Here is a 12,448-nt window from a genome sequence, read left to right on the forward strand (position 1 = left end):
CATGAGGCACGAGAATCGCGTGGCCTGGACCGAAGGCATGTTCCTCCGGGTTCAGCACTTTCAGCAGGCGGACCGGTGGACGGAGCGCACCGTGCGCGCCTCCGTGCGCGATCTGCGCCTCTATGGCTGGGGCGTGTCGAACATCGAGATCGACCGCGAAGCGCTGTCGATCGGCCGCTTCGCGCTCACCGCCATTCGCGGCATCATGCCCGACGGCACGGCCTTCGAGGCGCCCGGCGACGCCGACCTGCCGCCCGCCGCCGACCTGCCCGCCGGCATCAAGGACGCGATCGTCTATCTCGCACTCCCTTCCCGCCGCCCCGGCCGCGCGGATATCGCCGATGAGGAAACGGGGGGACCGAGCATCCGCGTCGCTGTCTCCGCCTATGAGGTGCCCGACGCCAATGCCGGCAGCGATTTCTCGGCCCCCATCGAAGTCGGCCGTTTGCGCCTGCGCCATCTGGTGACAGGCGACGAGCTGGGGGGGCAGGAACTGATCGCACTCGCCCGCGTGGTCGAGGTCCGCCCCGATCAGGCCGTGGTGCTGGACGAAGGCTTCATTCCCCCGAGCCTCAACTGTGATTCCGGCGGGCGGCTTCTGGCGCTGCTCACCGAGCTTCTGGGCATCGTGCGCCATCGGGCGGAAGCCGTTTCCCAGCGCATCGGCGACCCGACCGTGCGGGGCACCGCCGAAGTGGGCGATTTCCTGCTGCTCCAGACGCTCAACCGCGCCGAGCCGCTGCTCGCCCATCTCGCTTCGCAAGCCCGCCAGATCCATCCCGAGGATTTCTACCGCTCTTGCCTCCAGCTGGCCGGTGAGCTTGCGACCTTCACCGCGCCCACCAAGCGCGCCACCGAGTTTCCGCCCTATCGCCACGACGATCTGCAGGCGACCTTTGCCGCCGTGTTCGACGATCTGCGCGCCTCGCTGTCCGCCGTGCTCGAACAGGCGGCGGTCGCCATTCCGTTGCAGGAGCGCCGTTATGGCGTGCGCGTGGGCACCATCAACGACCGCACGCTGCTGGTCGGCACCGGCTTCGTGCTGGCGGTCCGCGCGGACATGCCGTCCGAAGCGCTACGCCGCAACCTGCCCAACCAGATCAAGGTCGGCCCAGTCGAGCGCATCGCCGAACTCGTCAATGTGGCGCTGCCGGGCATTCCAGTGCGCCCGCTTCCCGTCCTGCCGCGCCAGCTGCCTTACCGCTCGGGCACCGTTTATTTCGAGCTCGATACGGCCGCACCCATGTGGAAGCAGCTCGAAAGCTCGGGCGCCATCGCCCTTCACTTAGCCGGCGAATTTCCGGGGCTTGAACTCGAATTGTGGGCGCTGAAGGAATGACGCCCGACACCGATCCCCTGCGCGAGCCGACCGCGATTGCGCCGACAGCCGAGGCGCAGCGCCGTGCGGCCTTGGCGTCCGGTCTGGCCGATGTGTTCGACGACCTGTCCCAGCCGCGCCCCGGCGAGAACAACCGCGCGGTCAGCGCCGAGCGTTTCGAAAAGCTTTTGAGCGAATTTCTCGTCGGCGGTGGTCTGCCGGCCATCGTCACGGCAGCCGCCCCCATGCTGGCGCTGGCCCATGCGCTGCGGGAGGCGCACACGCAGCCCGATATCGATGGCCTGCGCGCGCTCGCCATTGCCGCCGTGCGCGATTACGAGCGCGACCTTGCCGGCGCGCGCATCGCGCCCGAGCGCGCACGCGCCGCCCATTACGTGGTCTGCGCGACCATCGACGACGTGGTTCTCTCCCAGCCATGGGGCGTGCAGGGCGGCTGGGCGCGCTCAGGTCTTGTCTCCACCTTCCACATGGACGTGACGGGCGGCGACCGGGTGTTCGACCTGCTCGACCACTTCCACCGCAATCCCGGCGCCAACAAGGATATCCTGCTTCTCATCTATCTCAGCCTGTCGCTCGCCTTCGAGGGCCGCACCCGCGTCTCCCCGCGCGGCACGCTGGAGCTGATGCAGGTGCGCGACGGGCTTTACCGCACGCTGAAAGGCCAGTTCGGCGAGTTCGAGCGCGAGCTGTCGCCCCACTGGCGGGGCATCTCCGCGCGCCACACGCCGTTGCGCAACTGGACCGCACTCTGGGCGCTGCTCGGCGCGCTCGTCCTGATCTTCGCGCTCGGCTACCTGTTCTTCACGCTGGCACTCAACCGTGCCTCGGATGGCACGCTCGCTGGCTTCGTGGGTGCGGTCCCCCAGCCGACGCCGAGCATCGCGTTTCTGCCGGCCCCCGAAAAGCCTACCGAGGTGGCCAAGGTAGAGGTCGGCAACGACGACGCGCCGCCGAAGCAGGAACCGCCGGCCGATACCCCGCCCCAGCGCGACGCCATCGGCGAGTTCGCCCGCTTCCTTCAGCCGGAAGTGGACCAGAGCCTCGTTTCACTGTCGCGCGACGGCAATGCCGTGCTCGTGCGCATCCGCAACACCGGTCTGTTCGACACGGGAAGTGCCGATGTGAAAGACGATTTCCGCGATCTCCTGTCACGCATCGGCACGGCCATCGCCTCGGAGAATTTCACCGCGCGCGTGATCGGCCACACCGACAACGTCCCGATCAACACGATCCAGTACCCGTCCAACTGGCATCTCTCGAATGCCCGCGCCAAGGCCGTGGCGGAAATTCTGCAGGAGTTCGCGGGGCCGCAGGCGATCAAGTTCGAGGGCCGCGCGGACACCGAGCCAGTCGGCGACAACGCGACGGATGCCGGCCGCGAAGCCAACCGCCGCACGGAAATCCTGGTGGAGGGCGCGGCCAACCGCGCGGGCGTCGCGCCCAATCCGGCCCCGCCCGATGGAACGCCACCGCCTGACAGTCCGGCTCCGGCCAACAATTCGGCCCCTGCCGATAATCCCGCTCAGGGAGGTGCTCAGCCATGAACCCATTGAGCATCTTCTATACGATCCGCGCCTATGTCGATTCCTATGCCGGCATTCTCGGGCAGCGCTTTCTTTCGCTGATCTGGGTTCTGGCGATCGCGATCGTCATCTGGTTCTACGGCTCGATGCTGGGCTGGGGCACGTTCCGCCCCCTCGAGCCCGCCTTCAACCGCCTCGTCGCCATCGGCGTCGTGGTCGTCCTCTGGATCGGCTGGACCGTCTGGTCGTGGTTCAGAGCCAAGCGCGCCGACGCCGCGCTCATCGACGACATCGCCTCCGACGGCCAGGGCAACCCCGACGCCGAAGCGCGCGCCGAGGTCGAGACGCTGCGCACGCGCCTCAAGGATGCGCTCGTCACGCTGCGCAAGGTTTCGGGCAAGCGCTTCGGTTATGTCTATGAACTGCCCTGGTATCTGTTGATGGGCGCGCCGGGCTCGGGCAAGACCACGAGCCTTACGAATTCCGGCCTGAAATTCCCGATTGGCGACGGTTCCGGCGGCGAGCCGTTGAGCGGTGTGGGCGGCACGCGCCATTGCGACTGGTGGTTCGCCGAAGACGCGATCCTCATCGACACCGCCGGGCGCTACACCACGCAAACCGGCTTCGGCGGCATCGACAAAGCGGGCTGGAACGGCTTTCTCGCCATGCTGCGCAAGCGCCGGCCCTCGCAGCCCATCAACGGCGTGCTTGTCACGCTGTCCATTCCCGACCTGCTCGACCGTGACCCCGCCGAGCGGCTGGAAGAAATTCGCTCGATCCGCCAGCGCCTGAGCGAGATGGACGAGCTGTTGCGCGCCCGCGTGCCGGTCTATCTCGTGCTCACCAAGGCCGACCTGCTCGACGGCTTCGAAGCCTTCTTCGACGGGCTCTCGCGAACCGACCGCGATCAGGTCTGGGGCATGACCTTCGACCTCGATCTCAGCCAGGACCCGCGCCTCCTGCCCGACCAGTTCCTGTCGGAATTCGACCTGCTGCGCGAGCGCGTGGCGGCGATGCTGCTCGAACGGCTCCAGCAGGAGCCCGACATCGAAGCGCGCGGCCGCATCTTCCAGCTGCCCGCGCGGCTGTCGCTCCTGCGCGAGCCGGTGCACGAGGTCCTGTCCGAACTCTGCTCGGCCTCGAAGATGGTGTCGGCGCCACTCGTGCGCGGCGTTTACATCGCGTCGGGCACGCAGGACGGGGCGGCGGCCCTTCTGCAGCCTGCGAAAAGCGGGCGCTCCATGCGTCGCTCCTATTTCCTCCAGCGCCTCTTCAACGAGGTTATCTTCGAGGAAGCGGCGCTTGTCGCGCGCGACCGGCGGCTTTCAGGCCGCTCCCTTCTGATCCGCCGCATCGCCTTCGGCGTGGCCACAGCACTCGTGCTCGTGGTGCTCGGCGGCTGGATCAGCGCTTATCTCCACAACCGCTCGGCCATCGCCTACGCCGAGGAGCAGACGCGCGTGTTCGGCGAGCAGTCGCGCGGCATTCCGACCCGCGACGTGGCCGACGCCGATTTCCTGCGCATCCTGCCTTCGCTCGACACGCTGAAGAACGCCACCGCCAAGTTCGGGGAGCCGGCCCCGCTCGGCGTCGATTTCGGTCTGAACCAGGGCGAAAAGGTCGAGGGCAGCCACCAGCTCGCCTATGGCCGCGCGCTGAACGCCCTGCTCCTGCCGCGCCTGATGGTGGAGCTGCAGAACCGTCTCGCCAAGCCCGACATCACGGTGGCGCAAACCTTCGACGCGCTGAAGCTCTATGCCATGCTCGGCGGCGAAGGACCGCTCGACCCGGCTTTCGTGAAGGCGCAGGCAAATAATATCTTCGCCGAGCGCTATCCGGGTGACGGCCGCGCCACCTCGCGGGCAAGCCTTGGTGCCCATGTGGATGCCCTCGTTGCCCGTCCGCTCGCCAACCTGACGCTCGACGAACGGCTGGTGCGAGAGGCGCGCGAGCGTATCGCCGGCCAGTCGCTCGCCGCCCGCGCCTACGACTTGTTGCGTTCGACCCCCGAGGCCGCTGCGCTCACGCAGTGGACGGCCGCGTCCGCGCTCGGCACCAGCGGCGAGGCGGCGTTCGCACGGCGCTCGGAGAAGTCCCTGCGCGACGGCATACCCGGCATCTTCACACGCGCGGGCTTTCAGACGGTGATCCTGCCCAAGCTCGCCCAATCGGCGCAAACCGCGCTCGACGAGGAATGGGTGCGTGGGCGGAAAGCCGAGGGCAGCCAGAGTACGTCCGATATCGGCCGCGACGCGCTGCGCCTCTATCTCGCCGAATTCGAGGAGCGCTGGCGCACGCTTTTGTCCGACATCACGATCCGCCATTCGGAAAACCTGTCGGACATGACGGAAGTGTCCCGCACACTGTCGAGCGCGCCATACATTCTGGTCGAGTTGTCGAAATCGGTCGCCGATTCCACTCATCTGATGGGTGGTATCGCGGGCGATAACACCACCGAGGCGAACCCCTTGGTGGCACTCCTGCCCGTCGATCCGGCCTCGCTGCCCGATCCTTACCAGAAACTCCGCGAGGCGCTGAACACGCCCGCGCCCGGCTCGGCACCCGCCACGGAGGGCCAGGAACCGCCCTCGCAGATCCAGGCGCTCCAGCCGCTCATCGAAGCGCTCTACGCGCAGCTTTCCCGCGCTTCGGCCTCTTCGGCTGAAGTGGCCGCGATCTTCGATGTGGACGGCAAGCTTAACGAGGCCAATCAGGCGCTGGTGGTGGAAGCCCGCCGTCTGCCCCCGCCCGTCGATGGCTGGGTGGCGGCACTCGCGGCCGAGGTGGAAGCGCTCGCGGTCAACACCGCGCGCGCCAGCCTCGACACCGAATGGCGAGCCAACGGCGCACGGATCTGCCGCGAAACGGTGGCCGACCGCTATCCCTTCGCCGCCGACACCGACCGCGAAGTCGCCATCGACGATTTCGTTCGCGTGTTCGGCCCCAAGGGCGTTTTCCGCTCCTTCTTCGACAACCGCTTGCGGCCCTTCGTGGATACGAGCAGCAATCCGTGGCGCTGGAAGGGCACCTTCGGCGTGGAAGGCGCGCAGAGCGAGGCGCTGCAGCAATTCGCCCGCGCGCAGGCCATTTCGGACGCTTTCTTCACCGATGGTGAGCGCCCCTCGATCAGCCTCAACATCACGCCGAAAGCGCTCGACCCAGAGGCCTCCGCCGTGATCCTCGAGATCGGCGGCGAGCGCGTGGCCTATTCGCAAGGGCGCCCGCCGGCGTCGAAGACTATTCCCTGGCCGTCGCGTGAGGGCTCGACGCGCTCTCTGGTGATCGTGCTGCCTGGCGGCTGGGAAGGGGCCTTGTCGCGCACTGGCCCATGGTCGGCCATGCGGCTGTTCGATGCGGCAGAGAAGTCGGCGGTCAGCGCCGACCGCTTCACCGCGCGGTTCAACGTGCAGACCCGCTGGGCCGAGTTCGAGGTGCAGACGGGCTCGGTCATCAACCCCTTCGCCACGGATGCCATGAAGGCGTTTCGCTGCCCGGAGGGTCTCTGACGGTGCGCGCGGCGGCACCGCTCTCGCGCGGGCTCGAAGCCGAGACCGGCTTTTTCGGCAAGCTCGCGAGCCAGGGCGATTTCGTGGCGAACCGCTTCGACCGCTCCTTGCGCGACCTGCTCGATCGCTGGCTGCAAAAGGCGCTCGACCATGAGCGGCGCGAGCGCGGCGAGGCGTGGCGCGCGGGCTTCGCCAAGATGCCCGCATGGCGCTTCGTGCTCGGCGCGGAGGTGGTGGGCCGCACACCCGTGATGGGCGTGATGGTGCCGAGCACGGATCGCGTAGGCCGCGCTTTTCCACTTTTTCTGGTGTCCCGGCTTCTGAACTATCGCGGCCCCACCCGCGCGCTGTGCGGCGAAAGCAATTGGTTCACGGCCACCGAAACACTCTTGCGCCGCGCCACAGCACCCGGTTTCGACTTCGCGAGCTTTGACCGGCAACTCGCCCAACTGCCGCCCGCCACCGGCGACAGCCGCGCCTATCAGAGCCTGCCGCCCGAAACCGACCGTTCCTTCTGGTGGACGGAAGGCCGCCGCGAGGATCGCCGCTTTGCAGCCCTTGGCCTGCCCGCGCCCGACAGCTTCGGCCGCTTTCTGGGCAGCGCGACGGAAGAGGAGGCCGCCCCGCTTGTGTCCGCGCGCAACGCAGCAGTGCCCAGGCCGGTCGTCGCGCATCCCTCGCCGCCGCCGCCCGCGCGCTCTGCACCGCGGCCCGTTCGGGCGGTAGAACCTCTTCGCGCCGACGCTGCCGGAACCTCCCATCCCGGCACGCGCCTGCGCCTCAATGCAGACCGATTGAGCGACCCCGCTCTTGCCCATCTCCATGCGCTGGCCGATGGCCAAGGCGAAAGCCCCGCTGCGGCACAAGCGGCCGAGCTGACGATCGAGCGCCTGTCGCGCGTCGAGCCCGCCGAGCGGCTGGCCGATCTCGTTGCCAGCGCCAAAGGCGCGCTCGGCTCCGTGAATACGCTGTTGCGCATCGGCGCGGACGAGCCGCCGAGCGTGGCAGTCGTCGCCCTGGTTTCCACTCAAGAGGAGTTCGCGGTGGTCTGGGCCGGTGACGCGCGCGTTTATCTGTTTCGCGACGGGCTGATGCGCCCGCTCACCCGCGACCATATGGAAGTGGGCCTGCGCCGCCGCCTGTCGCGCAGCGTGGGTGGGGCTGCGCAATTCGCCTGCGACACGGTTTCCGGCCAGCTTCAGGACGGCGACCGCTTCCTGCTGCTGTCCGGCGCACTGCCCCGCGTCGTGCCCGAACGCCTGATCGCGACACGGATGTCCGAACTCGAAACCGAGGCTCTGGCCGAGGCGCTGATACAGGACGCGCTGATCGCCGGCGCCCCCGACAACATCTCGGCCTGCGCCGTATCGTTCGGCGGCATCGGCTGATGGGCGAGGGGCCGTTTCCCCATCTGGCCCAAGCCTACCGGGCGCTCGTCGCTGCGCTCGACACCATCCCGAACCCCACCGACCGCCGCGTCGCGCGAGATGCCCTGCGCGATGCGCTCGACCGCACGCAGGAGATGCTCGATGGCCACGGCCACGCCGTCATCGCCGACACGTTCCTGGTCGATCAGACGCTGCATCAGGGCAACGCATTTGTGGTCCTCAAGCTTCGCCACCGCGATCTCGGTACCGCGCATGCCCTAAAATCCCTGCGCGAAGACCGCCGCCACGAGCCCATCCTGCGCGATCTTCTCCAACGCGAAGCCCGGCACCAACTTCAGCTCGCTCATCCCGCGATCCTTCCCATCCGCGCCCTTCTCCGCCTGCCCGACGGTCGGCCAGGCATTCTCATGGATTATGTGAAGGGCCCTTCGCTCGCCGACCGTCTCTTCGAGGAAACTCTGATGGAACCGCAAGCCGCGCGTCTCGCGGCGCGCCTGTGCGAGGCGCTCGCAGCGGTCCACGCCGCAAACCTGCTCCATCTTGATCTCTCGCCCGCCAACATCGTGCTGCCTGGAGGAAAGCTCGAAGACGCGCTGCTCGCCGATTTCGGTCTCTCGCTAGCCATCGGTGAATGCCATCGCGACCGCGAGCTTACGCAGGCACAGAGCCACCATTTCGCTTCGCCTGAACAGGCCGCCGGCGCCGTGCCGCTCGACGCCCGCGCCGACCTCTTCGCGCTCGGCCGCGTGATTCGCGCCTGCTTGCCCCCGGACGCTTCGGGCCCGCTCGCTGCATGGGCCGATCATCTGGCAACACCGGATCGTGCCGCGCGCTTTCCAAGTATCGCCGAGGCAAGGGCTGCGCTCGACGCCCTTCATTTTGGTGAACCCCTTGAAATATGACAGAGAATGCGGCCTCGGTGCCACACTTATCATTTGTTTTACTTTCTGGCATGAGCCGTGCAGCGAATGCTTGGCACAGGGGTTCTCTGCAACCATACACAAAGGCTGGAACGCCCCTAGGTAAGACTGACAGGTCGGGCTCTGGGGCCGGCAGGGACGAGAGGGACGGATGAGGGGCATGAAAGGCTGGCGCCGCACAGGCAGCCGGGCATTGATCGTCGCGGGCGCGCTCGGCCTGCTTTCCGCCTGTACCACGGCGGGTTCGGGGCCTTCCGCGGGCGCCGTTGAGCGCACTGCGCGTGCCAGCGCGCAAGGCAAGTTCCCAGTGGTAGAACTCGGCGATTTCCCACTCGCTTACTCGACCACCACCGTCGGTGACGGCTTGGCTGCGCTCGGCAACTCCAAATACAACGGCAATGTCCTACGCGCCGGCGACACGATAGACGTTAAGATTTTCGATACCGGCACGGACGGGCTCCTAAGTTCGGCCGAGAGCAAGGCCTTGCAACTCGGCACCTTCCGCATCGACAATAATGGCTCGGTCAACCTTCCTTTCGCAGGTCGTGTCCGGGCTGCGGGTTCCTCGCCCTCCGCGCTTCAGGATCGCATTGCAGGCAGCCTTAGAGGCTCATCCGTGTCGCCGCAGGCCTCGGTCTATGTTACGGAATCCGGATCGAGCGGCTTCACGGTCAGCGGCGACGTGAAGGGTGCAGGCCGCTTCAACTTATCTCCACAAGGCGAAAAGGTGCTCGACGCTATTGCCATGGGCGGGGGACCCGCTTCGCCGCCAGGAGAGTTGGAGATCTCGGTTCTGCGCGGTGCACGTTCGGCCAGTGCATCAATGGAGCGCGTGCTGTCGGACCCGCGCCAGAACATCCATGTTCAACCCAACGATCAGATCTTCGTACGTCGCCAAGCCTCGAGTTTCACCTCTTTCGGCGCCTTCAAAAGCCCTGGCGAATTCAATTTCGAACCAGGCCGCATGAGTATGGCGCAGGCCGTTGCGCGCGCGGGCGGGTTGCTCGACGATCGAGCCAATCCTAAGAAGGTCTACCTCTTCCGCTACGAGCCCGCAGCTGTTGCCCGCTCGCTCGGTGTAGCGCCTGCCAGCTCGGTGCAGTCGCCGCCAGTGCCGATGGTCTATTTGGTGGACATGACCAAGACGCCGTCCTTCTTCCAGATGCAGAGCTTCCAGATGCGCGCGGGCGACGTGCTTTATGTCCCCAATACCGCTTCAGCCAATCTCGGCAAGGCGTTTCAAGTCTTCCAGAAGGCGCCACCAACTGCTGCGGCACCACTGCCTGAATGAGAGTCTCTTGATTGGCGGCAGGCCAGAGAGCCGATGGATCGGATCAACCCTAAAAGAGGGTTAAGACTCCATATCTGTAGCTTCCCCGAGATTTTGTTGGCAACTTGACCACTAATGATGGGATGCACACGCTGCTCGCACATCAGCTTATGTGGCTGCTCAGAGGAAATATGAGCTGGAAACCGAGCGTGAAGCTTAGTTCACATATATCCTCTCAATGCGTTCCCTGATTTCAGGCTGACAGGATTGCGAGAAAGTAATAGAGATTGTATCCACAATCATAACCTTATCGAGAAAAGCGCAAAACATCTGGGCGTGCTGTGGAAAGGGAGCTTTAGGGGTTCAGATCCCTCCTCCGCTACCACTGATCCCCCTACATTTTAGCTTCTGCCCGAAGGTCGGATTGATCAACTCGGACAGGCAGCCCTGAACCTTGATCTCCGACCTTCGTCGCTTGATAGATGGACGATCACCTTCGAAACGAGGTCGCGGAGCGCACGCGGCGCCTCTGGTGTGGGAGGCTGGCCGTCGCGGATAAGCTGCTCGATGCCACGCGGTGGCTCGCGACACCACCTTGGCAATGGATGCTCAGGCGCATACCAATCTCGAAGCCAGCCTTGCCGATCATGAGGGCGCGGAAAACGCGTTCGGCACCATGATCTTCATAGAGAGCATGACTGGACGGATGGTGGATCAAGCGCTCGCGACGCCCAGCTGTCCGAACTGCGCGAACTCCAGATCGAAGAGATTGCGCGAGTGCCGGAGAGATGGGCATGCCAGCCATGCCTGAACATGTTCCTGGTTGGCGAGTGAGAGGATTCGCTCCTGGCCGAACTCGGCCCTCGGCAGTTCCCGCACGAGGGTGCCATTGGATCAGAGCAGACAATTATGCGATGGCACATGCCGATCAGTTCGTGGAGGTTGGAAGAGGGCATGACGATAGATTGTCGGCCTGCCACCAGCCTCCAGAGCAGTTGATCGAGAGATCGTCGAATCATTGTCCATCGCAGGCCCTCGCTGTGCCAGTCCCGATTGGCTGCGCTTGGGCGTGGCCAGATTCGGGGAAGGGATCGAGGCGGCCGAGTGATTGCGGCCCATCCGCCGTGTCGAACGAGCCGCCACCTGCGGCGAGGAAGCAGAAGTTCTCGAAAGGAACGGGAGTCGGATAACCCGTGATGCCGAAGCTCGTCGGCTCGGGATAGATATATTCCCCGATCGGGCTGACATAGACGCCCGAGGTCAACCCGTTGGGTAGCGTGGCATGCGGACTGCCGACCACGCTCGCGATCGCATCGCGGCGCACGGCGCGCGCATCGTCCTTGGCCGGCCAGGTGTTGCGGAAGCGGCCGAGCTGTGCACCGTTGGAGGGTGCGAGGCCTCCCGGCCCGGTGAAGGAGGTGCCCGTCTCGTTGCGGCCCGTATCGAGGAGCCGTACTTCCACGTTTCGGCTCGGATCGGTGGAGAAGCCGACGATGCGGAAACGGGTGGTTTCTTCCTGCGGGATGTCGGGGAACGGCTCGCCCTTGGTGCCCTGCAGTGCCTCCTCGATGAACACATAGACCGGCTCGGTGCCGGGAGCCGTGTAGATGCCCAATTCGGCATCGAGCGCATAGGCGGCGATCAGAAAGCCGCCGGCGGGATCGGGCTGGAGAATGCCGGAATAGGTGACGTAGTCGCCCACCGCGAGCGGCACGGGTCTGGTCGGGTCGCAAGACTGCACGGGCGCGTCGGGTGCGGCCGCCGTGCCGCCTGCTGCCGCGCATGTGAAGCGCATATGGGCGGCACCGCCCGGACGGTTGGCGGACGGACAATCCGGGTCGCTGCCGGCGGCGGGAACGCAGACCGGAAAGCCCGTCTTGGCATGGACCGGGGAGTTCTCGGGATCGAGCGAAAAACGCGCATCGAGCGGGATCGCGGCCTTCGCACCTTCGCCGTTCGCAAGCCCGTAGACACCCGAGGGATCGTTGAGCCGCACGCGCGCGCCGGCAGCACCGCCTGCAACACCGATGCGCAACTCGCCGGTGGCCGCGTCGATAGCCTGGATGAAGCCCGCGCCCGTGTGCAGCGCGCCCTGGCTGATGCGGACATCGCCCGCGAGATACTGACCGCCGAAGATGTTGCCGATGATCTCGGCCTCGAACGGCACGGGCGGCGGGGTCGGGTCGGCCAGAGCCAGGCCGCTGCGGGCTTGGGGCGCACCGCCGCCCGGCCCGATGAAGAGATCGTGCGCCGTCATGTACTGGCCGGGCAGCGTGACCAACAGGTTGCGTGGCATGCGGACGGGAATGTTGCTGACGGTGATGGTCGCGGCACTCAAGGGATCGGCTGCGTTGTCGAGCGTAAAATCCTCGATGTGGCCGACCAGGGCGAAGGAAGGACTGGCGACATCCACGGCAATCGCCGGGCCGGACATTGCCGCGAGCGCTGCCGCTGCCGGCAAAGAGCGGAACAACGACAGCATAAGCTTTTCGGAACGCATGT

General features: G+C 66.2%; 8 protein-coding genes. 7 read left to right on the forward strand and 1 reads right to left on the reverse strand.

Translation table 11 applies throughout. The annotated features are described in order from the left end of the window. The first annotated feature begins 1 nt into the window (after window position 1). The 7 genes from tssK to NGM99_RS18445 all read left to right on the forward strand — a co-directional run bounded on the left by tssK (window position 2) and on the right by NGM99_RS18445 (window position 10,757). Entirely contained in the window at window positions 2–1,339 is a 1,338-nt protein-coding gene (gene tssK / locus NGM99_RS18415) for a type VI secretion system baseplate subunit TssK (RefSeq protein WP_252821662.1), read from the forward strand. Next, complete coding sequence (tssL, locus tag NGM99_RS18420) at window positions 1,336–2,883, forward strand: type VI secretion system protein TssL, long form (protein ID WP_252821665.1); 1,548 nt, start codon at window positions 1,336–1,338, stop codon at window positions 2,881–2,883. The genes tssK and tssL overlap by 4 nt, the downstream gene beginning before the upstream one ends. After that, complete coding sequence (gene tssM / locus NGM99_RS18425; protein WP_252821667.1) at window positions 2,880–6,368, forward strand: type VI secretion system membrane subunit TssM; 3,489 nt, start codon at window positions 2,880–2,882, stop codon at window positions 6,366–6,368. The genes tssL and tssM overlap by 4 nt, the downstream gene beginning before the upstream one ends. 2 nt (window positions 6,369–6,370) lie before the next feature. Next, window positions 6,371–7,756, forward strand: a complete 1,386-nt coding sequence (tagF, locus tag NGM99_RS18430; protein ID WP_252821669.1) for a type VI secretion system-associated protein TagF — start codon at window positions 6,371–6,373, stop codon at window positions 7,754–7,756. After that, window positions 7,756–8,658: a serine/threonine-protein kinase gene (locus NGM99_RS18435; protein ID WP_252821671.1), complete on the forward strand. Its 903-nt coding sequence runs from the start codon at window positions 7,756–7,758 to the stop codon at window positions 8,656–8,658. Before tagF ends, NGM99_RS18435 begins: the two co-directional genes overlap by 1 nt. A gap of 178 nt (window positions 8,659–8,836) precedes the next feature. After that, the gene (locus NGM99_RS18440) at window positions 8,837–9,967 is read left to right on the forward strand and encodes a polysaccharide biosynthesis/export family protein (protein ID WP_252821673.1); all 1,131 of its coding nucleotides are present in this window, start codon (window positions 8,837–8,839) and stop codon (window positions 9,965–9,967) included. Window positions 9,968–10,523: 556 nt separating this feature from the next. Beyond that, window positions 10,524–10,757 (forward strand): hypothetical protein, encoded by a 234-nt coding sequence (locus NGM99_RS18445; RefSeq protein ID WP_252821675.1) that lies wholly within the window; start codon window positions 10,524–10,526, stop codon window positions 10,755–10,757. Between the two features lie 204 nt (window positions 10,758–10,961). Here NGM99_RS18445 and NGM99_RS18450 read toward each other — a convergent pair whose 3' ends face one another. After that, window positions 10,962–12,446, reverse strand: coding sequence for a hypothetical protein (locus NGM99_RS18450; protein ID WP_252821677.1), 1,485 nt, complete (start codon window positions 12,444–12,446; stop codon window positions 10,962–10,964). Between the last annotated feature and the right edge of the window lie 2 nt (window positions 12,447–12,448).

Origin of the sequence: Mesorhizobium liriopis (genome assembly GCF_024053505.1) — a bacterium.
In the GTDB taxonomy this organism is placed as follows: Bacteria; Pseudomonadota; Alphaproteobacteria; order Rhizobiales; family Rhizobiaceae; genus Mesorhizobium_B; species Mesorhizobium_B liriopis.